General features: G+C 68.3%; 21 protein-coding genes. 14 read left to right on the top strand and 7 right to left on the bottom strand.

Going from position 1 to position 22,160, the window contains the following annotated elements; all coding sequences use genetic code 11:
* Nucleotides 1-2 precede the first annotated feature (2 nt).
* Nucleotides 3-899 (top strand): 3-hydroxyisobutyrate dehydrogenase, encoded by an 897-nt coding sequence (gene mmsB, locus JC881_RS04705; protein ID WP_198784498.1) that lies wholly within the window; start codon nt 3-5, stop codon nt 897-899.
* On the opposite strand, the gene JC881_RS04700 is transcribed toward mmsB, so the two are convergent.
* Nucleotides 900-1,874: a LysR family transcriptional regulator gene (locus tag JC881_RS04700; RefSeq protein ID WP_198784497.1), complete on the bottom strand. Its 975-nt coding sequence runs from the start codon at nt 1,872-1,874 to the stop codon at nt 900-902.
* Nucleotides 1,875-2,071: 197 nt separating this feature from the next.
* Between JC881_RS04700 and JC881_RS04695 the strand changes: the two genes are divergently transcribed.
* From JC881_RS04695 to JC881_RS04665, 7 genes are read left to right on the top strand one after another with little or no spacing between them, the layout of a single operon-like run.
* Nucleotides 2,072-2,893: a putative hydro-lyase gene (locus tag JC881_RS04695; RefSeq protein WP_198784902.1), complete on the top strand. Its 822-nt coding sequence runs from the start codon at nt 2,072-2,074 to the stop codon at nt 2,891-2,893.
* 40 nt (nt 2,894-2,933) lie between these two features.
* Nucleotides 2,934-4,169, top strand: a complete 1,236-nt coding sequence (locus tag JC881_RS04690) for an MFS transporter (protein ID WP_198784496.1) — start codon at nt 2,934-2,936, stop codon at nt 4,167-4,169.
* Between the two features lie 3 nt (nt 4,170-4,172).
* Nucleotides 4,173-5,573, top strand: a complete 1,401-nt coding sequence (locus JC881_RS04685) for an acetyl-CoA carboxylase biotin carboxylase subunit (RefSeq protein ID WP_198784495.1) — start codon at nt 4,173-4,175, stop codon at nt 5,571-5,573.
* 17 nt (nt 5,574-5,590) lie between these two features.
* Nucleotides 5,591-6,319 carry a 5-oxoprolinase subunit PxpB gene (pxpB, locus tag JC881_RS04680; RefSeq protein WP_198784494.1) on the top strand — a complete coding sequence of 243 codons (729 nt, stop codon included), beginning with the start codon at nt 5,591-5,593 and terminating at the stop codon, nt 6,317-6,319.
* Nucleotides 6,316-7,335: a biotin-dependent carboxyltransferase family protein gene (locus tag JC881_RS04675; RefSeq protein ID WP_198784493.1), complete on the top strand. Its 1,020-nt coding sequence runs from the start codon at nt 6,316-6,318 to the stop codon at nt 7,333-7,335. Before pxpB ends, JC881_RS04675 begins: the two co-directional genes overlap by 4 nt.
* Nucleotides 7,332-8,147, top strand: a complete 816-nt coding sequence (locus JC881_RS04670; protein WP_198784492.1) for a LamB/YcsF family protein — start codon at nt 7,332-7,334, stop codon at nt 8,145-8,147. Before JC881_RS04675 ends, JC881_RS04670 begins: the two co-directional genes overlap by 4 nt.
* On the top strand, nt 8,140-8,364 hold the full coding sequence (locus JC881_RS04665) for an acetyl-CoA carboxylase biotin carboxyl carrier protein subunit (RefSeq protein ID WP_198784491.1): 225 nt from the start codon (nt 8,140-8,142) through the stop codon (nt 8,362-8,364). The genes JC881_RS04670 and JC881_RS04665 overlap by 8 nt, the downstream gene beginning before the upstream one ends.
* A gap of 186 nt (nt 8,365-8,550) precedes the next feature.
* Here JC881_RS04665 and JC881_RS04660 read toward each other — a convergent pair whose 3' ends face one another.
* Together JC881_RS04660 and JC881_RS04655 are read right to left on the bottom strand one after the other, a co-directional pair.
* Nucleotides 8,551-9,867, bottom strand: coding sequence for an MFS transporter (locus JC881_RS04660; protein ID WP_198784490.1), 1,317 nt, complete (start codon nt 9,865-9,867; stop codon nt 8,551-8,553).
* A gap of 8 nt (nt 9,868-9,875) precedes the next feature.
* On the bottom strand, nt 9,876-11,243 hold the full coding sequence (locus tag JC881_RS04655; RefSeq protein ID WP_198784489.1) for an amidase: 1,368 nt from the start codon (nt 11,241-11,243) through the stop codon (nt 9,876-9,878).
* Nucleotides 11,244-11,415: 172 nt separating this feature from the next.
* Here JC881_RS04655 and gcvA point away from each other — a divergent pair, with 172 nt between their 5' ends.
* A complete protein-coding gene (gene gcvA / locus JC881_RS04650) occupies nt 11,416-12,366 on the top strand; it encodes a transcriptional regulator GcvA (RefSeq protein ID WP_198784488.1) in 951 nt (316 codons plus the stop codon).
* Between the two features lie 7 nt (nt 12,367-12,373).
* On the top strand, nt 12,374-13,225 hold the full coding sequence (locus tag JC881_RS04645; RefSeq protein ID WP_198784487.1) for a hypothetical protein: 852 nt from the start codon (nt 12,374-12,376) through the stop codon (nt 13,223-13,225).
* On the opposite strand, the gene JC881_RS04640 is transcribed toward JC881_RS04645, so the two are convergent.
* Nucleotides 13,167-14,678: a short-chain fatty acyl-CoA regulator family protein gene (locus JC881_RS04640; RefSeq protein WP_198784486.1), complete on the bottom strand. Its 1,512-nt coding sequence runs from the start codon at nt 14,676-14,678 to the stop codon at nt 13,167-13,169. The genes JC881_RS04645 and JC881_RS04640 overlap by 59 nt on opposite strands.
* A 227-nt stretch (nt 14,679-14,905) precedes the next feature.
* Here JC881_RS04640 and JC881_RS04635 point away from each other — a divergent pair, with 227 nt between their 5' ends.
* Nucleotides 14,906-15,874, top strand: coding sequence for a Bug family tripartite tricarboxylate transporter substrate binding protein (locus JC881_RS04635; protein WP_198784485.1), 969 nt, complete (start codon nt 14,906-14,908; stop codon nt 15,872-15,874).
* A 267-nt stretch (nt 15,875-16,141) separates the two neighbouring features.
* Complete coding sequence (locus tag JC881_RS04630; protein WP_198784484.1) at nt 16,142-16,492, top strand: alpha/beta hydrolase; 351 nt, start codon at nt 16,142-16,144, stop codon at nt 16,490-16,492.
* 86 nt (nt 16,493-16,578) lie between these two features.
* Here the strand turns inward: JC881_RS04630 and JC881_RS04625 are convergent, their stop codons facing one another.
* A complete protein-coding gene (locus JC881_RS04625; protein WP_198784483.1) occupies nt 16,579-17,172 on the bottom strand; it encodes a DNA-3-methyladenine glycosylase I in 594 nt (197 codons plus the stop codon).
* A gap of 60 nt (nt 17,173-17,232) precedes the next feature.
* Here JC881_RS04625 and JC881_RS04620 point away from each other — a divergent pair, with 60 nt between their 5' ends.
* Both JC881_RS04620 and JC881_RS04615 read left to right on the top strand, forming a co-directional pair.
* Entirely contained in the window at nt 17,233-18,972 is a 1,740-nt protein-coding gene (locus JC881_RS04620) for a dipeptidase (RefSeq protein WP_198784482.1), read from the top strand.
* A gap of 138 nt (nt 18,973-19,110) precedes the next feature.
* Nucleotides 19,111-20,856 (top strand): dipeptidase, encoded by a 1,746-nt coding sequence (locus JC881_RS04615; RefSeq protein ID WP_198784481.1) that lies wholly within the window; start codon nt 19,111-19,113, stop codon nt 20,854-20,856.
* 21 nt (nt 20,857-20,877) lie between these two features.
* Here JC881_RS04615 and JC881_RS04610 read toward each other — a convergent pair whose 3' ends face one another.
* Together JC881_RS04610 and JC881_RS04605 are read right to left on the bottom strand one after the other, a co-directional pair.
* Nucleotides 20,878-21,195 (bottom strand): chaperone modulator CbpM, encoded by a 318-nt coding sequence (locus JC881_RS04610; protein WP_198784480.1) that lies wholly within the window; start codon nt 21,193-21,195, stop codon nt 20,878-20,880.
* Between the two features lie 2 nt (nt 21,196-21,197).
* Nucleotides 21,198-22,160 carry a DnaJ C-terminal domain-containing protein gene (locus JC881_RS04605; protein ID WP_198784479.1) on the bottom strand — a complete coding sequence of 321 codons (963 nt, stop codon included), beginning with the start codon at nt 22,158-22,160 and terminating at the stop codon, nt 21,198-21,200.

The raw sequence follows: 22,160 nt of genomic DNA, 5'->3' as shown, positions 1-22,160 counted from the left end.
ACATGAAGATCGCATTCATCGGCCTGGGCAACATGGGCGGGCCGATGGCCCTGAACCTGCGCAAGGCCGGCCACACGCTCAGTGCCTTCGACCTCTCGGCCGAGGCCTGCAAGAAGTTCGGCGCCGAGGGCCTGCCGATTGCCAAGTCGGCCGCGGAAACCGTGGCCGATGCCGAAGTCGTCATCAGCATGCTGCCGGCCAGCGCGCATGTCGAAGGCCTGTACCTGGGCGGCGCGGGCAAGCCCGGCCTGCTCGACAGCATCCGCGCCGGCACGCTCGTGATCGACAGCAGCACCATCGCCGCCGCCACCTCACGCAAGGTGGCCGAAGCGGCGGAGGCCAAGGGCATCGCGATGATCGATGCGCCCGTCTCGGGCGGCACCGGCGGTGCGATCGCAGGCACGCTGACCTTCATGGTCGGCGGCGAGACGCGCGATCTGGAGCGCGCGCGCCCGGTGCTCGAGAAGATGGGCGCCAACATCTTCCACGCCGGCGCGGCAGGCGCGGGGCAGACCGCCAAGATCTGCAACAACATGCTGCTCGGCATCCTCATGATCGGCACCTCCGAGGCGCTGGCGCTGGGCGTGGCCAACGGGCTCGATCCGAAGGTGCTTTCCGAAATCATGCGGCGCAGCTCGGGCGGCAACTGGGCGCTCGAGAAGTACAACCCGATGCCGGGCGTGATGGAGACGTCGCCCGCCTCGAAGAACTACGCGGGCGGCTTCGGCACCGACCTGATGCTCAAGGACCTGGGCCTGGCGCAGGAGAACGCAGCCGCCGTGCGCGCCGCCACGCCGCTGGGCGGTCTCGCGCGCAGCCTGTACGCGGCGCACAGTCTCGCGGGCCACGGCGCGCTGGATTTCTCCAGCGTGCTGAAGCTGGTGCAGAAGGCGTCCTGATCAGCTGCCGGTGAGGGGCGCAGTTGCGGCTGCAGCAGCCGCGTCGAGCTCTTCCTGCAGGTCGATGGCCCACGGCGGCCCGGCCGCCTTGCAGTAGCTGGCCACCACCTCCCGGATGATCGTGTCGACCGCCATCACGGCGGGCGACGATTCGCGGGGCCGCGTCACCGTCACCACCAGCGGCGGCAGGGCGGGGCCCTCGCAGAGCTTCAGGTCGCCGGCCTCGATTTCGCGCTGCACGAAGATCGGCGGAATCGCCGCCACCCCGAAGCCTTCCTTCACGAGTTGCACGATCGACTGCACCGACGGAAAGCTGCAGATGCGCGGCTCGGCCTCGCGCCCCGCGAACAGCGCGCGCACATGCGCGTGCGGGCTGGAGGTGCGCACGTAGGTCAGCACGGGAATGCGCTCCAGGTCTTCGAGCGCGAGCACGTCCTGCGTGGGCCACACGTCGGGCCGGGCGATCCAGCGGATCGGAAAGCGCGACAGCGGCGTCACTTCGAGCTCCACGTTGCCGGCCGCCTCTTCCACGGGATCGTTCTGGATCAGCAGGTCGAGCTTGTGCTGGCGGAATTGCTCCCTGAGGTTGCGCGCCGGCTCGACGGTGATGTCCGGGTCCACCGCCGGAAAGCGCCGCGTGATGCCGTGGATCAGCGGCGTGAGCCAGGTGTGCACGACCGTCTCGATCACGCCGATGCGCACGCGCCCGGCGGGCGGCGCATCGGGCTGCGTGGAGAGCTTGAGCTCGCGCTCCAGCGCCAGCATGCGCTCGGCCTGCCGCACCACCTGTTCGCCCACGGGCGTGAGGGCGAGGGTGCGATTGGAGCGGTCAACAAGGAAAACCCCTAGTTCGTCTTCCAGCGCCGCGATGCGCTGCGATGCGGCCGCCTGCGTGGTGTGCAGCACCTGCGCGGTCTCGCGAAAGCTCTTGAGGCGGGAAAGGACGACCAGCGTCTCCAGAAAGCGTGTGTTCATCGGTCCGTCGGTGTTCGGTGCAAAGCGGTGCTTAAAAAAATCTTATCGAGGGCTCGAACAATTTCTGAGTCGACGTCATCGGCATGCCGTGATTTCATCGCCCCCCATTGACGGTGTGCCGGCATGCAAGACCTGCACCACCGCAAAAGCATGACATCAAGAGGTACGCAATGGAATTGGTGGATACGGGCAGTGCCATGCAGGCCCCCGACGGAAGACGTGCCGTACAGGCGCTGGACGAATTCGCGAACGCCTGGGAGGCAAGGCAGGCCATCCGCGCCGGCCGCTGGCGCCGCCACACGAGCGGGCTCGCGCCGGCGCACGTGCAGGGCAACCTGGCGATCCTGCCGGTGGACCTGGCCTCGGACTTCATGCGCTTTTGCCAGAGCAACCCCAAGCCGTGCCCGTTGCTGGCGGTCGGCCAGCCCGGCAACCCGCAACTGCCCACGCTGGGCCGCGACATCGACATCCGCACCGACGTGCCCGCCTACCGCGTCTATCGCGAAGGCGTGCTGGTGGGCGAGGTGGACGACCTGAAGGCCCTGTGGCGCGATGATTTCGTGGCGTTCGTGCTGGGGTGCTCGTTCTCGTTCGAGCATGGGCTCATCGATGCGGGCATTCCGCTGCGCCACGTGGACGAGGGCAAGAACGTGGCCATGTACCGCACGAACATCCAGACCGTGCCGGCCGGTCCCTTCCACGGGCCGATGGTGGTGTCGATGCGGCCGATGAAGGCGGCCGACGCCATTCGCGCGGTGCAGATCACCGCGCGCGTGCCCAGGGTGCACGGCGCGCCGGTGCACATCGGCGACCCCTCGCTCATCGGCATCGCCGACATCGCCAGGCCCGACTTCGGCGACGCGGTGCGCATCGCGCCCGACGAGCTGCCCGTGTTCTGGGCCTGCGGCGTGACGCCGCAGGCGGTGGTGATGGCTGCCAGGCCCGCGCTGTGCATCACGCACGCGCCGGGGTACATGCTGGTCACCGACATGCTCAACCGCGACCTTCCGTTCGCCTGAGCGCCCCGATTCACTTCACTCAAAAAAGAGGATTCGCACCATGTGGCTGCAGGAAACCAAACCCCAGGAGCGCCGGACGCTGGTCGCCGCCTTCGCCGGCTACGGCGTCGATGCGTTCGACTACATGATCTACACCTTCATGATCCCCACGCTGATCCTGGTGTGGGGCATGACCAAGACCGAGGCCGGCTACATCGCGACCGGCGCGCTGGTCACCTCCGCCATCGGCGGCTGGCTCGCGGGCATCCTGGCCGACAGGTATGGCCGCGTGCGCATCCTGCAGCTGACGGTGCTGTGGTTCAGCTTCTTCACCTTCCTGAGCGGCTTCACGCAGTCGCCCGAGCAGCTCTTCGTCACGCGCGCGCTGCAGGGGCTGGGCTTCGGCGGCGAATGGTCGGTGGGCTCGGTGCTGATCGCCGAGATGATCCAGGCGCGCCACCGCGGCAAGGCCGTGGGGCTGGTGCAGAGCAGCTGGGCGGTGGGCTGGGGCATCTCGGCCATCGCGTTCTGGGCGGTGTACGCAATGCTGGAGCCGGCGCTCGCCTGGCGCGTGCTGTTCTGGATCGGCGTGCTGCCGGCGCTTTTGATCCTCTACATCCGCCGCAACATCAGCGACCCCGAGGTCTACCACCAGACCCGCGCGCGCATGAAGGCCGAGGGCGACAAGGGCAACTTCCTGGAAATCTTCTCGCCCAAGCTGCTCAGGACCACGATCCTCGCGAGCCTCCTGGCCACCGGCATGCAGGGCGCTTATTACGCGGTGACCACGTGGCTGCCGACGTACCTGAAGATGGAGCGCAACCTCTCGGTGTTCAACACTAGCGGCTACCTCTTGGTGCTGATCCTCGGCTCCTTCGTGGGCTACCTCACGAGCGCGTGGCTGTCCGACAAGCTGGGCCGCCGCCGCTGCTTCATGCTGTTCGCGCTGTGCGCCGGGCTGCTGGTGATCGCCTACACGCAGATCCCGATCACCGACGGGATGATGCTGGTGCTCGGCTTTCCGCTCGGCTTCTTTCTCTCGGGCATCTTCTCGGGCATGGGGGCGTACCTGAGCGAACTGTTCCCCAGCCGCGTGCGCGGTTCGGGCCAGGGCTTTTGCTACAACTTCGGCCGCGCCGTCGGCTCGATCTGCCCGGCGCTCATCGGCTACATGAGCACCTCGATGCCGCTGGGCATCGCCATCGGCTACATGGCGGCGGGCGGCTACCTGCTGGTGATCATCGCGTCGTTGCTGCTGCCTGAAACGGGCGGCCTCGAGCTCTCGTCGGAGGACTGAGCGATGAAGCGCATCCTCATTGCCAATCGCGGAGAGATCGCGTGCCGCGTCATCCGCGCCTGCAAGGCGCTCGGCATCGAGACGGTGGCCGTGTACTCCGAGGCCGACGCGAAAGCGCTGCATGTGGAGATGGCCGACCGCGCGGTCGCCATCGGGCCCGCGTCGCCGGCCGAGAGCTACCTGAACCACGAGCGCATCCTGGCGGCCGCCGTCGCAGAGGGCGCCCAAGGCGTGCACCCGGGCTACGGCTTCCTGTCGGAAAACACGGCGTTCGCACGCGCCGCCGAGGCGGCGGGCGTGGTGTGGATCGGCCCCACGCCGCAGAGCATCGAGGAGATGGGCGACAAGGAGCGCGCCCGCGAAATCGCCAAGGCGGCCGGCGTGCCGACGCTGCCGGGCAGCCGGCGCTTCGCGCTCGACGAGCTGGCCGGCATCGAAGGCGCGGCCGAGGCCGTGGGCTACCCGCTGCTGGTCAAGGCCACGGGCGGTGGCGGCGGGATCGGCATGCGGCTGGTGGACGCGCCCGAGAAACTGCTGGCCTCGGTGTCGGGCACGCAGCAGCTCGCTGCGAAATCGTTCAAGGACGGCACGATCTACCTGGAGCGCTATGTGCCGCGTGCGCGGCATGTGGAGATCCAGGTGTTCGGCTACGGCGACGGCAGCGCGGTGCATCTCTTCGAGCGCGAGTGCTCGATCCAGCGGCGCTTCCAGAAGATCATCGAGGAGAGCCCCGCGCCGGGCCTGCCGGCCGAGCTGCGCGCGCGCATGGCCAAGGCGGCAGCCGCGCTGGCCGCGCATCAACGCTACCGCGGCCCGGGCACGGTGGAGTTCATCGTCGATGCCGACTCGCTCGACTTCTTCTTCCTCGAGATGAACACGCGCATCCAGGTCGAGCACCCGGTCACCGAGATGGTCACGGGCTGGGACCTGGTGCAGCAGCAGATCAAGCTGGCGGCCGCGGGCCCCTCGCTCGCGGGCTTCGACAAGATCGCGCAGGCGGACATCGCGATGCACGGCGCGGCCATCGAATGCCGCCTCTATGCGGAGAACCCGGCCAAGAACTTCTTCCCCTCGCCGGGCCCGCTCGATGTGTTCGCGCTGCCACCGGCCGCGCCGCACCTGCGCGTGGACACCGGCGTGCGGCAGGGCGATGTGATCACGCCTTTCTACGACCCGATGATCGCCAAGATGATCGTCTGGGGCGAGAGCCGCGACGCGGCGCTCGCCGCCATGCTGGCCGCGCTGGAAGAAAGCCGCATCGAGGGCGTGAAGAACAACCTCGCATTCCTCAAGGCCGTGATCCGCCACGAGGACTTCGCGGCCGGGCGGCTCGACACCGGGCTGGTCGAGCGCGAGCGTGCGCGGTTGCTCGAGGCGATGACCGCTGCGCCGGCGGTGCGCTGAACACGAAGGCGCGACCGATGACTTCTTCCAGCACCCCCTCCAGCGCTTTCGCCTGGCGCATCGCCCCGGTGGGCGACCGCTGCCTCGTCGTGGAGTTCGGCCAGGCCGTGGAGCCGGCCGTCAACGCCACCGTGCGCAGCTTCGCGCGCGAACTGCTCGACGAACCCATCGCGGGCATCGTGGACGTGGTGCCGGCCTTCACCACCGTGGCGGTGCACTACCGCCCCGAGTTCTTCGCGGAAGGCGCCTCGCCTTACGACGTGCTGCGCCGGCGGCTCGACGCCTTGCTCGCGCGTGGCATCCGCCCTCACGACGAGGACGCGCGCACGGTCGATATCCCGGTGTGCTACGGCGGCGAATTCGGCCCCGATCTCGAAGAGGTCGCCGCTGCCTGCGGCCTGCAGGCCGAAGAGGTGATCGCGCGCCACGTCGCATCGCCGCACCTCGTCTGCATGTTGGGCTTCGCGCCGGGCTTTCCGTACATCGGCGGGCTCGATCCGTCGCTGGCCGTGCCGCGCCGCGACACGCCGCGCACGCGCGTCCCCGCAGGCAGCGTGGCGATCGCGCGCGACCAGACCTCGATCTATTCGCTGGAAACGCCGGGCGGCTGGAACGTGATCGGCCGCACGCCGCTCAAGCTGTTCGACGCGGCGGCCGAATCGCCGTGCCTGCTGCGCCCGGGCGACCGCATCCGCTTCGTGCCGGCATCGGCCGAGGTCTTCGGCAGCGCGGAGGTGCCCCGATGAGCCGCATCGACGTCATCAAGCCCGGCGCGCTGTCGCTGCTGCAGGACCGCGGGCGCCACGGCTACCAGCACCTGGGCGTGGTGGTGGGCGGCGCGATGGACGAGTGGTCGCACCGCTGCGCCAACGCATTGCTCGGCAACGACGAAGACGAGGCCACGCTCGAGATCACGCTGATGGGGCCCAGCCTCCTGTTCCACGAGGCCCAGGCGATCGCGCTGTGCGGCGCGAACCTGTCGGCGCGCATCGGCGAGGCCGACCTGCCGATGAACCGCGCGGTATGGGTGCGCGCCGGTGCGCGGCTGGATTTCGGCAAGCGCATCGAGGGCATGCGCAGCTACCTGGCGGTGCGCGGCGGCTTTGCGGTGCCCAGCGTGATGGACAGCCGCAGCACCTATGTGCGCGGCGCGTTCGGCGGGCTGCAGGGGCGGGCGTTGAAGAAGGGCGATGTGCTGGAGGTGGGGGGCGTGCCGCCGCTTTCCGCGCCATCGGTCGCCGCATCGCTCGCCCGATTGGGTGATGGAGATTTCATCGAAATTCACGAGCCCGAGGTGCATGCGCCGGCCATCGCGCCGCAAACCGCGGACGCCGCCCCGGTGCGCGTGATCGCGGGCCAGCAATGGGCGCTGTTCACCGCCCAGGCGCAAGAGGCCTTCATGCAGGCCGAGTTCCGCGTGAGCCCGCAGTCCGACCGCATGGGCTTTCGGCTCGAAGGGCCGGTGCTCGAGCGCCGGCATGCGATGGAGATGATCTCCGAGGGCGTGGCCTTCGGCACCGTGCAGGTGCCGCCCGACGGCCAGCCGATCGTGCTGATGGCCGACCGGCAGACCACCGGCGGCTATCCCAAGATCGCCTGCGTGGCCAGCGTCGACCTGCCGCTGGTCGCGCAGCTGGCGCCGCAGCAGGCGCTGCGCTTCGAGCCGATTTCGCTCGAGGCGGCACAGGCGCTCTACCTGGGGCGCGAGCGCGCCCTCGCGCGGCTGCGCAGCCTGGTGCGCGCGGCCGGGGAGGCGCCATGACGCGGGCGCTGCGCATCGACATCAACTGCGACATGGGCGAGGGCTTCGGCGCCTGGGCCATGGGCAACGACATCGCGCTGCTCGACCATGTGAGCTCGGCCAACATCGCGTGCGGCTTTCATGCGGGCGACCCGCAGACCATGCGCCGCGTGGTGGCCGCGGCCCTGCAGCGCGGCGTGCGCGTCGGCGCGCATCCCGGCTTGCCCGACCTGCAGGGTTTCGGGCGGCGCGTGATGCAGGTGTCGCCGGCCGAGGTCCACGCGATGGTGGTCTACCAGGTCGGCGCGCTGTGGGCCTTCGCGAAGGCGGCCGGCGGCACGTTGAGCCATGTGAAGGCGCACGGTGCGCTCTACAACATGGCCGCGAAAGACCGTGCGCTGGCCGATGCGATCGCGCGTGCCGTGCACGAGGTCGATCCGCAACTCGTGCTGTTCGGCCTGGCCGGCAGCCAGATGATCCGCGCCGCCGAGGCCCTGGACCTGCCCGTGGCTGCCGAGGTGTTCGCCGACCGCAGCTACCAGGACGACGGCTCGCTGTCGCCGCGCGGCCAGCCCGGCGCGCTGATCGAAGACGCCGACGCGGCCGCCGCCCAGGTGCTGCAGATGGTGCAGCACGGCACGGTGCGCGCGGCCAGCGGCAAGACGGTCGCGTTGCGCGCCGACACGCTGTGCATCCACGGCGACCAGCTTGGCGCGCTCGCGTTCGCCCAGCGCATCCGCGGCGCGCTCGATGCCGTCGGCGTGTGCGTGGCCGCCCCTGAATTCCCATCGACGAATCGCACGCAATCAACCGGAGGAAATACCCATGCCTGAACACAACGTGGTGGCCGATGTCAGCGGCCGCATCTGGAAGCTCGAGGTGGCCGAGGGCCAGCAGGTCGAGGAGGGCGCCACGCTGTTGATCGTGGAGTCCATGAAGATGGAAATTCCGGTGGAGGCGCCGGCCGCGGGCACGGTGCTGCGCATCCTGGCCGCCGAAGGCGACATGGTGACCGACGAGCAGGTGCTGGTCGTGCTGGCATCCGCGTGAATTCCCCGCAATCGCGAGGGACCTGAGCGCCCGCTGGATCCCAGGGCTCCCTGCCGTCAGATGAAGTAGGCCTTGACGGCCCACAGGACGCCCAGCACGACGGCGACCAGCACGACGAAGAGCATCCAGGCACGGGTGAAGGCCTGGGCTTCGGTCACGACTTCGGGGGCAGCCGCGGGAGCGGGGCTAGGGGCGGCGGGCGGTTGTGGGTTCATTCCCGACTGTACCCCGCGCGGGTCCGGCCGCGGCCGGTTTCACCGAGGCATCCCGCCGGGCCATGGCCAGCAGGATGGCGACGGCCACGAGGTTCGCGCCGATGCTGGCCACGATCGGCAGCAGGTAGCTGCGGCTGACGTCGAACGCAAAGCCCGCCGCGCTCGGCCCGACCAGCGTGCCCACGGCGACGCTGGTGTAGAGCACGCCGATGATCGCGCCGATGTTGCGTCCGCCGAAATAGTCCATCACCAACGCCGGCAGCAGCGCGACGAAGCCGCCGTAGAACACGCCGTAGGCGAACGCGAACACGGCCAGCCCCCAGAACCCATCGGACACGGCCCACACCACGAGCGACAGCGCCATGCCGGCGGACATCAGCGGCAGTGCGAACTGGCGGCCGATGCGGTCCGCCAGCCCGCCGAGGAAGAAGCGGCCCGCCGTGCTGCCCACGCCGATGGCGCCCAGCAGCAACACCGCGGAGGTCGACGGCGCGCCATGGTCGAGCGCATAAGGCACGAGGTGGACGAAGGGCACGAACAGGCCGAACGAACTGATGAGGCACGCCGCGAAGAGGCCGGCGAAGCGCCGCGACGTGACCGCTTCGCGCACCGTCGCACCTGCCGGCTTGGCCGATGGCGCTTGCGGCTGCAGCGGATCGCCGTCGGGACCGAGCCCGCGATCGCGTGGATCGTTCTCGATGAAGAGCGCCATGCCCACGCCCACCACCACCGCGAGCACGCCGAGTGCCAGGTAGGCGTGGCGCCATCCGATGGCTTCGATGAGGAACGACGCCAGCGGCGGCATCACCAGCGTGCCCACGCCGATGCCGCTGACCGCAAGGCCCGACGCGAACCCGCGCCGCTTGACGAACCAGCGCTGCACCGCGCCGAGCACCGGCACATACGACGCGCCGACACCCAGGCCCACGCCGAGCCCGTAGGCCAGATAGATCTGCGTGAGGCTCTGCGCCTGCCCCGCGAGGGCGAGGCCCAGTCCGACCAGCACCATGCCCGCGACCGCGAGCCGCCGCGAACCCCACCGGTCCGCCAGCGGGCCGCTGATGACACCGAGCCCGAAATAGAGAAAGCCCGCGAGCGAGAACACGAGCGAGACCGATCCGCGCGAGGCGCCGAAGTCGCGCTGCAGCGATTCGAGAAAGGCGCTGAAGGTGTAGGCGCTGCCGAAGCCCACGAGGGTCACGGCGAAGGCGCCCGCGACGACGAGCCAGCCGCGGAAAAGGCGTGCGCGCGGCGAAGGAGATGAAGGGGTCAAGGGGGAGGTCTCCATGTTCTTCTTCAGTCCAGTGGATGGCGGCGGTGCCATGCCGTCACGCTCTGGAACGCGGCGCCGGCGCGCACCAGCGTGGCTTCGTCCATATGCGCTGCGACGAGTTGAAATGCGAGCGGCATGCCGGCCTCGGTGAATCCGCCGGGCAGCGTGATCGTGGCGTGGCCGGTCATGTCGAAAGGCGCGGTGTAGCGCAGCAGCGCGGACACCAGTGTCGGCGTTTCGCCCAGGGCCTGCATCGCCGCGACGGTGGGCGATGCGAAGGGGTGTACCGGGATCAGCAGCAGGTCGATGCCGGTGAACAGGGCCGAGACGCGGCCGCGCAGGACCATGCGGCGCAGCTGGATCTTCTGGAACTCGGTTCCGCTCACCGCGTGTCCGGATTCGATGACCGAAGCGAGCACGGGGCCGTACGCATCCTTGCGTGACGGGTAGGTCGCTTCGTGCGCCACGGCGGCTTCCACCGCGCAGAGCGGAAACCAGTCCGCCACCGCCTGCGTCATGTCGGGAAGGCGCAGGTCGACGAGCCGCGCACCGAGGGCGCGCAAGGTCTCGGCGGCGTCTTTCAGCATGGCTTGTGCCGCGGGGTCCACGCCGTCGCTGTTCCATGCGGCATCGATGCCGATGCGCAAGCCGCGCACGCCGTGGTCCGCCGTCGCGAGGTAGTCGGGCACGGCGTCGAGCGCGGCGGTCGGGTCGTTTTCGTCGCTGCCCGCGATCACGCCGAGCAGCACGCCCGCATCGACCGCGCTGCGCGCCATCGGGCCGACGTGGTCCAGCGAGGCCGCGAGTTCGAACACGCCGTGCCGGCTCACGCGGCCCCAGCTCGGCTTGATGCCGGTGAGGCCGTTGGCTGCGGAGGGAAAGCGGATCGAGCCGCCCGTGTCGGAACCCAGCGCGCCGTAGCAAAGACCCGCCGCCGTCGCCACGCCTGGGCCGCTGGACGACATGCCAGGCCAATGGTCCGCATGCCACGGATTGCGCGGCGGCGTGATGGACGGTTGATGGTCGGCGTACGCGCCCTCGGTGAGTTGCAGCTTGCCGATCAGCACCGCGCCGGCTTCCTTCAGGCGGCGCACCACGGTCGCATCGTCGGCGGGGATGTGGTGCTTGTGGATCGCCATGCCGCCCGCGGTGGCGAAGCCTGCGGTGAAGCACAGGTCCTTCACCGCGATGGGCACGCCGTGCAGCGGGCCGCGGTACCGGCCCGCGGCGATCTCCGTTTGCGCCGCTTCGGCCTGCGCCATCGCGGCGTCGGCCATCACCAGCGCGTAGCTGTGCAGCGCGCCGTCCAGCGCGGCGATGCGATCGAGCTGGGCGCGGAGCACCGCGACCGGGGAGACCTGGCGCGTGCGGATGCGCGCGGCCAGTTCCATGATTTCCAGGTAGTGGAGGGCGTCGTGCGAGTGATCAGAATATCTAAGGTCAAGGAGATCGGGTGTGTGCAACAAGGTGGTTTCTCGTTTCGGCTTTGTTGTGCCAATATTCCCTCTTCAAGCACGGCCTCGCAAACCAGATTTTCTGAAGACTTCGGATCAGATTAACTCAATGACAGAGCACCAACTCCCACCGCTCAACGCGCTGCGCGCCTTCGAGGCCACTGCCCGCCATCTCTCGGTCAAGAACGCGGCGAACGAGCTGTGCGTGACGCCCGGCGCGGTGAGCCAGTTGATCAAGACGCTGGAGGTGCACCTGGGCGTTCCGCTCTTTCGCCGCGTGAACCGCGGCATCTTCCTCACCGACGTCGGCCAGGCCTACCTGCCGCCGGTGCGCAATGCCTTCCGGCAGATCAGCGATGCCACGTGCCGCGTCGCGGTGCCCGAGGACACGGGCATCCTCACCGTGAGCGCAACGCCGTTCTTCGCTTCCGCGTGGCTGGTGCCTCGGCTCAAGAGCTTTCAGGACGCGCATCCCGACATCGACCTGCAGGTGGTCAGCAGCAGCGCGCTGGCCGACTTCTCGCGCGATGGTGTGGACGTTGCGATCCGCCACGGGCTGGGCCGCTATGTGGGGTTGAGCAGCCAGCGGGTGCTGACGGTGGAGATCGTTGCGGTCGCTGCGCCTGCGCTGGTCAAGCGCCTCGGCATGCCCGAAACACCGGCTGGCCTCACGCGCTGGCCGCGCGTGAACGATGCCGAGCGCAAGGCGTGGGCGCTGTGGTTCGAGGCGCAGGGCATCGAGAGCACGGGGCCTGCGCGCGGTCCGTCATTCGACGATTCGGGCCTGCTCCTGAAGGCCGTGCTTGCGGGGCAGGGCGCGGCCTTGTTGCCCGCTGCGGTGGTGGCCGACGACCTGGCGGAAGGCCGGCTCGTGCAGCTGTCGGATGTGAGCTGGCTCGAAGACTTTGCCTACTACCTCGTGTATCCGGAGAACAGCCACGACCGTCCGAAGGTCGCGGCCTTTCGCGAATGGATCTTGAGCGAAGCGAGCAGGAAAGCGGCCTCTTCGCGCAAGAGGGCAGGCAGAGGCGGCAAGGGCGGCCGCGGCCCGCGCCAATAATGGCGCCATGAATGTCTCTCCCCTCGCAGCCAAACGTCTTGCCCTTGTCCTTTCGCTGCTGCTCGCGCCGGCCATGGCCTGGGCGCAGGACCGTGCACAGGCGCTGCTGCAATTCGAAGGCGTGCAGGCGCGCTACCAGGCCGCGTATGCGCCCGGCGCCGTGTCGCGCGATGCGCGGCAACTGCTGGACCCGCCGGACCAGGCCATCGCCGACAAGGCGCTCGCGGCGCTGGACACGGCCGCTTCGCGCGCGTTCGATGTGAAGGCTTCCGTAGCCGCGATCCAGCAGGAGGTCGCCACTGCCGGCAAGGGCGGCGCCGCGCCGAGCCCGCAGGTGCTGGAGGCGGTGGCGCGCTTCGCGAAGCTGCGCGCCGACTACGCGGCGATGGACGACGCGGCCAAGGTCGAGTTCTTCAACCGCGAACGCGCGAAGGCGGCCGACCCCGTCCGCACCGAACTGCTCGAGCGCATGGCCGTGGCCGACACGCGCGAAGTCGATTTCTCCAGCCAGCTGTTGCTCAGTTCCGTCGTCAAGCAACTGGCGCGTGGCAATGCCGGCCAGTTCACCTCGCTGCCCGATCGCACGCTCGACATGGCGGTCGACACGCTGTGGTCGCGCGGCATCACCTCGCCGCGCCCGCGCAACCTGCTGACGGTGGCGCGCGAGTTCGAGAAGCAGGTCACGCAGGCGCTGCTCGCGGCATTGCCCGATGCGGACGTGGCGGCCTTGCTCGCCTGGCGCAACGACCCGCAGGCGGCCGCCGAGCGCGAGGCGCTGGTGGGCACCTACCGCGCCGAGGTCAAGGGGAGCGGCGCCGTGGCGATCCGGACGCTGGTGCGCGGCTGGCCCCGCTCTTGAGGGTTGCCCGCGCGGCACCGTATTTTTCGGGCGCCGCGGCATAGGGCATGAAGCGGCTCTGATTCTCGTCCACATCGAGCGGCCGGCCCACGAACGGAAAGGCGCGCTGCGGGCAGGCCTCGCGCTCGCACATCTTGCAGCCCGCGCCGATGGGCGTCGGCACCTCGGGGTCGCGCAGGTCCATGCCCTTGGAGTAGACGAGCCGCGTGGCGTGGCTCACGTCGCAGCCGAGGCCAATCGAGAAAGTCTTGTTGGGCGAGCCGTAGCCGCGAAAGCCGTGCGACACGGTGCGCGCGATCCAGAGATAGGCGCGGCCGTCGGGCATGCGCGCGAGCTGCGTCAGCACGCGGCCCGGTTGCGCGAAGGCCTCGTACACGTTCCACAGCGGGCAGGTGCCGCCGGTCTTGGAGAAGTGAAAGTGCGTGGCCGACTGGCGCTTGGAGATGTTGCCCGCGCGATCGACGCGGATGAGGAAGAAGGGCACGCCGCGCGCCTCGGGCCGCTGCAGCGAGCTCAGGCGATGGCAGATGGTTTCGAAGCCCACGCCGAAGCGGCGCGCGAGCTGGTCGATGTCGTAGCGCAACTGTTCGGCCGCTTCGAGGAACACGCCATAGGGCAGCAGCAGCGCGGCCGCGAAGTAGTTCGCGAGGCCGATGCGCGCGAGCGAACGCGCGGTGTCGCTCGACAGCGGCGCTTCTGCGACCAGCTTGTCGATCATGTCGCCGACTTCGAGAAACGCCAGCTGCGTCGCGAGCTGGAAGGCGTGCTGGCCCGGCTCCAGGTAGCGCGACAGACGGAGCACGCGCGTGGCCGGGTCGAAGCGGCGTTGCGCGCCGCCTTCGTCGTCTTCGGCCGGAATCACCTGCACGCCATGCGCTTCGAGCAGGCGCTGCGCGAGCCGGTCGCCGGGATTGCCCTCGCGCAGCCGCCACTCGGCGGAGAAAGCCTCGGCGGCGTCGTCGAGCGGGGCGATGTGGTTCTGGTGCGCGAAGAAGAAATCGCGCACTTCCTCGAACGGCATCGGCCGCGCCTGCGGCATGCGCGCGAGGTCGCCGCGGCCATCGCCGAGCTCGCCGGCCAGGGCCTCGAGGCGCTCCATGGCATCGCGATGCCGCTGATGCAGTGCGACCAGCGCGCGGCCCACCGCGGGCATCTGCGTGGCGACTTCGCGCAGCTCGGCGAGCGCGACGGTATCGCCGCCCGGGTTGTCGGCCAGCGCCTCGCGCAGGCTCGCGACGAGGCGCGCTTCCTCGTCTTCGGAGAAGGCCTGGATGTCGACGCCCAGCGTGGCATGCAGGCGCAGCAGCACCGGAACGGTGAGCGGCCGCTGGTTCTGCTCGATCTGGTTGAGGTAGCTGGGCGACAGGCCCAGCTGCTGCGCGAGCGCGAGCTGGCTCAGGCCCCGCGCTTCGCGCAGGCTTCGCAGCCGCACGCCCATGAAGGTCTTCTTCATCGTTCGATCCGTTCTTCGATGTTCGCAAGATTCGCAAATCTTGCGCGTCGCATTCGCAAGGATTTGCCAATCGAGCCCTTCATTATGGGTACGAAATTGCGTGATTTGCGAATCATGTAAATCGCATGCGATTTACATGCGGGAGGCCGCGGAAAGCGGGGGCGTGGCATCATGAAAAACCCGCTTCGACGGGCCCCTTCACACCCACTACAACACAGGAGAACAGCATGATTCCATTCCGCTTTGCCTCGCTGGCCATCGGGCTTGCAGCGTCGGTGCTTGCCTCGGGCGCTTCTGCGCAGGCGTGGCCGACCAAGCCGATCCGCCTCGTCGTTCCGTTCTCGGCCGGTGGTGCCAACGACCTGATGGCGCGTGCCGCGGCCGAGGGCGCGTCCAAGCAACTCGGCCAGCCGGTCGTCATCGACAACAAGCCCGGTGCCGGCGCCATCCTCGGCGCCGACGTGGTCGCCAAGAGCGCGCCCGATGGCTACACCTTTCTCGTGAGCGCGGCGGGCGTCGTGTCCAACAGCATGATCAAGAAGAACATGCCCTACAAGGACGACGCGCTGGTGCCGGTGGCCATGATCGCGCTCGCGCCCTCGGTGGTGGTGGTGCCGGCCAACGCGCCCTACAAGGACCTGAAGGAGTTCGTCGCCGCATCGAAGCAATCGGCCAACGGCTTCCACTGGGCGACCGCGGGCACCGGCAGCACGCCGCATTTCGTCGAGGGCATCCTGCAGACGAAGTACGGCGGCAAGCTCGACGTGGTGCCCTACAAGAGCGGCTCCGAGTCGATCACCGCGGTGCTCGGCAACCAGGTCGAGGCGACGTCGGAGGCCAGCATCGTGGTGCTGCCGTACATCAAGAGCGGCAAGCTGAAGGCGCTCGCGGGCACGTGGACGCAGCGCATCTCGGCCTATCCGCAATTGCCGACCGCGGCGGAAGAGGGCTTCCCCGACATCCGCATCGCGCACTGGGCCGGCGTGCACGCGCCGCGCGGCACGCCCGACGCGATCCTGGACAAGATGGCCGCGGCCATCGACGCCGCGATGAAGACACCGGCCACGGCCGAGCACCTGAAGGGCATGGGCATCGAGCCGATCGGCGGCACGCGCGCCTCGTTCACCAAGTTCGTCGATGAGGAGCGCGCGCGACTGGGCGGCGTGGTCAAGGCGACGGGCATGAAGGAAGACTAGGCGCGCTGGTTTGGGCTGGCATGCAACGTGCGTTGACGTGCATGACTTAGCACCTTGGTGCCAACCATTGCTTGACGATCTAGAGGAAAAGTACGCAAACTAGCCGGGTTTTCGGAGGCGCAATGGGCACTTGACTTAGCCTCGTCACAAAGTTCCCGGTCATTGTTTCAGTTTCATGAACACTGCGATTCGATTGAGTAGGGTTTTCCCTTGGAATCGTGGTGCAAACTTCAGGGCATCCAAAGCCCAATCAAGAAGGAAATTGAAATGAAGACCTCGAACATCCTCGCCGCCGCCGCTCTCTCCCTGCTTGCCGCCGCTGGCGCCCATGCAGAAACCTATGAAGGCGTGCAACCCCTGACCTCCGGCTACAGCCGCGCCGACGTGGCGCCCCAAGCTGCTGCTGCCGCCCGCGCCGGCAACGAATACAGCGACGCTGCTTCGTCCACCGTCGCTCCCACGCTGACCGCTTCGACCACCGATCGCGCAGCCGTTCGTGCTCAAGCTGTTGCCGCAGCACACGCACCGGGCCAAAACCTGCGTCCTGAAACCTTCGCTGGCAGCGTGATCCCCTCGCAAGCCAAGAGCCTGACCTTCACGCGTCAAGCCGGCCTGTAATCCGTCGCGGCGCAAGCCGCCTCAGGTAACCAGCCAAACAAAAGCCGGACCGTGCGAAAGCGCGGTCCGGCTTTTTTATTGGGCCTTTATTGCGTCCGTTTCTTCTTCGACCCGTGCCGGTGGCAATCCGGCGCATGGTCGTCCACGATGCCGGTCGCCTGCATCCACGCATAGACGATCACCGGCCCGACGAACTTGAAGCCGCGCTTCTTGAGCGCCTTCGAGATCTCTTCCGACAGCGGCGTCTGCGTCGGCACCTTGCCGGTCTTGTTGACGATGGGCTTGCCGCCGGCCATGCCCCAGATGAATTCCGAGAAATCCTCGCCCGCCGCCTGCATCGCGAGATAGGCGCGCGCGTTGCCGATGGTGGCCTCGATCTTGGCCCGCGCGCGCACGATGCCCGCGTCCTGCATCAGCCGCTCGACATCGTCGGCCGTGAATTTGGCGACCTTCTCCGGCACGAAACCCTTGAAGGCCTTGCGGAACGCATCGCGCTTGCGCAGGATGGTGATCCACGCGAGTCCGGCCTGGAAGCCGTCGAGCACCAGCTTTTCCCACAGCGCGCGGCTGTCGTATTCGGGCACGCCCCATTCGGCGTCGTGATAGGCGCCCAGCAGCGGGTCGGTCTGGGCCCAGGCGCAGCGCGTTGGCGTGGCGGTGATGGCGGTGGTGCTGTTCATTGTTCGATGTGTCGCTCGTCTATCGTCGGGAGATGTTTTCAGAATGAGGGAGTCACCCTGATGCAGCAAATTCGATTTTCATTGTCGGCCCTTTCATTGGGCGTTGCGCTCGGTCTCGGTGCACCGGCCTTCGCCGAAACGCTCCAGAAACCGGCGCTCGACCAATTGGCTGCGGCATGGAAAAGCAGCGGCAAGCCGCCCGCCGATTTCAATGCCTTCCTGGCGCAAGCCGCCAAGGCGAACCCCGCATTGCAGCCGGCGGTTGCCGCGTACCGACACAAGAAGCCGCTGGCGGGCGACGAGCTCGTCGACATCGCGCGCCTGCTCGGCCTCTACAACCGCCTGCAGAACCAGCAGGCCGTGATCGCGAGCATCGGCACGATGGTGGCGATTCCCACGGTGCGCAACGTGCAGGTGCCGCCGCACGAGAGCCCGCAGATCATCGAGTTCGGCAAGCTCGTGGAGAAGATGGCGAAGGACTTCGGCCTCGCCTACCGCAACGTCGACAACCGCATCTTCGAGGTGAGCCTGAAGGGCAAGGGCAGCGAGGAGTTCGGCATCCTCACGCACGCCGACGTGGTGCCCGCGGTGCTCTCCGAGTGGGTGCTGGACGACGGCACGAAGCTCGACCCCTTCACGATGCAGCGCGTGGGCGACTTCCTCTACGGTCGCGGCACCATCGACGACAAGGGCTCCATCGCCGCCGTGCTCTACGCGATGAAGGCCGTCAAAGACAGCGGCCTGCCCATCGACCGCAGCATCCGCCTGATGATCGAAACCACCGAAGAAACCGGCGGCGACGCGATGGTGTACTACCGCAGCAAGACGCAGCTGCCGGCCTACAACATCGTGCTCGACAGCAAGTACCCCGCGGTCGTCGCGGAGAAGGGCTCGGGCGCGCTCAAGGTGCTGTTCCCCGCGGAGACCGTGGACGCCGCATCGACCGCGATCACCGCGATGAGCGGTGCCGCATCCGCCAACGCGATCTCGCAGACCGCGACCGCCACATTGAAGGGCGGTGACCTCGCCGCAGTGGCCGCGAAGCTCGAAGCCGCCAAGCCCGCCTTCCTGCAGAAATACGAATCGCAAGGCGGCAAGTTCACCGTCGACGTCGCGCGCGGTGCCGACAGCATCGACATCAAGGTCACCGGCACATCGGCCCACGGCTCGCGCCCGGAAGAAGGCGTGAACCCGCTGCCGCGCCTGGCGCTCTTCCTGCAGGAATCGGGCGCGCCGCTCGCCGCCAACCAGTACCTCAAGGCTGTGAAATACATCGACGCGCTCTACGGCACCGGCTACCTCGGCGAGAAGATGGGCCTGGGCTACACGGACGACTTCATGGGTCCGCTGACCTTCTCGCCCAACCTCATTCGCATCGGCGCGGACGGCAAGCTCGAGATGACGACCAACGTGCGCATGCCGCGCGGCCGCACGCCCGACGAATTGAAGTCGCAGGTCACCGCCAAGGTCAACGCGTGGGCCGCGGCGAACCAGGTGAAGCTCGACATCAACTACGACCAGGGCAACTGGATGGCCCGCGACCCCAAGGGCGCGTGGCTCTCCACGCTGCTCGACATCTACGGCAGCACCACCGGCCTCGAGGCCAAGCCCGTGCCCACGGCCGGCAGCACGACGGCCAAGCTGATGCCCAACGCGATCAACTTCGGCCCCGCGATGCCGGGCAAGAAATACACCGCGCACAACGCCAAGGAATACAAGGAAGTGCCCGACCTCGATGCCGACATGCAGATGTTCACCGAGATGCTCGTGCGCATCGGCAACCTGCAGCAGATGCAATGACTACGCGCTGTCTGCAAACCTAAAGCCGCACCTTGCGCCACGCGCGCTACGTTTCTTCGTAGCGCGACGAGACATGCCGGCATGCATGCCTCGGGTATCGTCGAAGGCTCCATTTTTCGTGAACAGGGAGTCATCCTCATGCAGCAATTTCGCGTCTCGTTGCCGGCCCTTACCCTGGGCCTGATGGCAGTTGGCCTCACCGCACCGGCCTTCGCAGACACGCTCAAGAAACCCGCGCTCGACCAGCTGGCCGCGGCCTGGCAGGGCGGCAAGCCGCCGGCCAGTTTCAACGCGTTCCTCACACAGGCAGAGAAGGCCGACCCCACGCTCAAACCTGCCGTCGCCGCCTACCGCAAGAAGGCGCCGCTGGCTGGCGACGACCTCACCAACATTGGGCGCCTGCTCGGCCTCTACAACCGCCTGCACAACCAGAAGGCGGTGATCGCGAGCCTGGGCACCATGGTGGCGCTGCCGACCGCGCGCAACGTGCAGATCCCGCCGCACGAGAACCCGGCGATCGTCGACTTCGGCAAGCTCGTGCAGAAGATGGCGAAGGACTTCGGGCTTGCCTACCGCAACGTCGACAACCGCATCTTCGAGGTGAGCCTGAAGGGCAAGGGCACCGAAGAGTTCGGCATCCTCACGCATTCGGACGTGGTGCCCGCGGTGCTCTCCGAATGGGTGCTCGAAGACGGCACGACGCTCGACCCGTTCACGATGAAGCGCGTGGGCGACCGCCTCTACGGCCGCGGCACCATCGACGACAAGGGCTCCATCGCGGCCGTGCTCTACGCGATGAAGACGGTCAAGGAAAGCGGCATCCCGATCCAGCGCACCATGCGCCTGATGATCGAGACCACCGAGGAAACCGGCGGCGATGCGATGGAGTACTACCGCGGAAAGACCAAGCTGCCCGACTACAACATCGTGCTCGACAGCGGCTACCCGGCCGTCGTGGCCGAGAAGGGCGCGGGCTCGCTGAGCGTGTTCTTCCCGGCCGAGAAAACCGATGGCGCCGTCACCGCGATCACCGACATGGGCGCGGCCGCCGCGGTCAACGCCATCTCGCAGACCGCCACCGCCACGCTCAAGGGCGGCGATCTCGCGGCCGTGCAGGCGAAGCTCGACGCCGCGAAGCCAGCCTTCCTGCAGAAGTACGAACCGCAGGGCAAGTTCGCGATCGCCGTCACGCGCAAGAGCGACAACGGGGACAGCATCGACATCAAGGTCACCGGCACCTCGGCCCACGGGTCGGAGCCGCAGAACGGCGTGAACCCGCTGCCGCGCCTGTCCCTGTTCCTGCAGGAGTCGGGCATCGCGCTGGCCGACAACCAGTTCCTGAAGGCCGTGAAGTACATCGACGGCCTCTACGGCACCGGCTACCTCGGCGAGAAGTTGGGCGTGGGCTACAAGGACGACTTCATGGGCCCGCTGACGTTCTCGCCCAACCTGATCCGCACCGGTGCCGACGGCCGCGTGGTCATGTCGGTCAATACGCGCATGCCGCGCGGCCGCACGCCCGAGGAACTGAAGGCGCAGGTGGAAGCCAAGATCAACGAATGGGCCGCGGCGAACAAGGCGAAGGTCGAGATCAAGTACGACCAGGGCAACTGGATGGCGCGCGACCCCTCGGGCCAGTGGCTCTCGACATTGCTCAACATCTACGGCGACACCACCGGGCTCGAAGCCAAGCCCGTGTCCGCGGCCGGCGCCACCACGGCCAAGCAGATGCCCAACGCGATCAGCTTCGGCCCCGGCATGCCCGGCAAGAAATACACGGGGCACAACGCCAAGGAATACAAGGAAGTGCCCGACCTGGAGGCCGACCTGCAGATGTTCACCGAGATGCTGGTGCGCATCGGCAACCTGCAGCAGATGCAGTAACCCAGGCGCGGCGGGCTGCGCTCAGCGCACGCCGTGCGCCTGCAGCACGGCCTTGAGCCGCCGCACCTCGTGCTGCAGGTCGAGGATCAACGCCGCGGCATCCAGGCCCACGCCGAAGTCGCGCTCCAGCCGGCGCGCCTCCAGCGCGCATTGCAGGTCGGTGCTGGAGAACTCCCAGCGCTCGGGCGGCGCCTCGGCCGTGGTGACCTGCACGATGCCGACCTCGACCAGCTGCACCACCCAGTCGGTGTCGGCGCCCACGGCATGGGCCAGGTCGTTCAGCGCGAGCGGTTGCGAGGCGCTGATGGCGGTTGCGGTTGTGACGGAAACAGTCGCCATGCTCAGACTCCCAGGTGCTGGCGCGGGTTGAACGAAAAGGCTGCCTGCGCAAGCTGCTCGTAGGCCGCGCGCGCGGCGTCGCTGTCGGCGGGCGGCAGCGCGATTTCGATCAGCAGGTACAGGTCGCCGGGCGTCTTGCCCTTCAGGCCACGGCCCTTCAGCCGCAGCTTCATGCCGCCGCGCGCATTGCGCGGCACCGTGACCTCGACCACGCCGCCGCCCGGTGTCGGCACCTCGACCTGCGCGCCGAGCGCGGCCTCGGTGGGCGTGACGGGCAGCGTCATGTAGATGTCGCGTTCCTCCACGCGGTAGAGCTTGTGCGGCGCGATGCGCACTTCCAGGTACAGGTCGCCGGCCGCTTCGCCGCCGTGGCCGGGCATGCCTTGCCCTGCGAGGCGAATGAACTGGCCCGGGTGAACGCCCGGCGGGATCTTCACGCTGAGCGTGCGGTTCTCCAGTTGCGGATGGCCCTGCGCATCGACCGTTTGTGCGCGCAGCGTGATCTCGCGCTCGGCGCCGTTGAGCGCGTCTTCGATGGCGATCTCGATGGCCGCGTGATGGTCCTCGCCGCGCGCGCGATAGTTCTGCCGCGCGGCACCGCGACGCTCGGCCTCGCCGAACATCGACGAGAAGAACTCGCTGAAGTCCGCATGGTCGGCCGGCCCCTGGCGCGGCCCGCGGTGGAACTCGAAGCCCGAGTCCCAGCCCGGCGGCGGCTGGAAGTCGCCCTCGGGGCTGCCGCCGCGCGCGACGCGGTCGGCCAGCGCGTCGTAGGACGCGCGCTTTTCCTTGTCGCCCAGCACGTCCTTGGCCTCGTTGATCTCGCGCATGCGCTTCTCGGCGTCGGGCTCCTTGCTGACGTCGGGGTGGTACTTGCGGGCGAGCTTGCGGTAGGCCTTGCGCACCTCGTCGTCCGACGCGGTGCGCTCGATGCCCAGTGCGCTGTAGTAGTCCTTAAATTCCAT

Source organism: Variovorax sp. IB41, assembly GCF_016405905.1.
Taxonomy (GTDB): Bacteria; Pseudomonadota; Gammaproteobacteria; order Burkholderiales; family Burkholderiaceae_C; genus Variovorax.
This window is presented reverse-complemented; position numbering and strand designations above follow the sequence as displayed.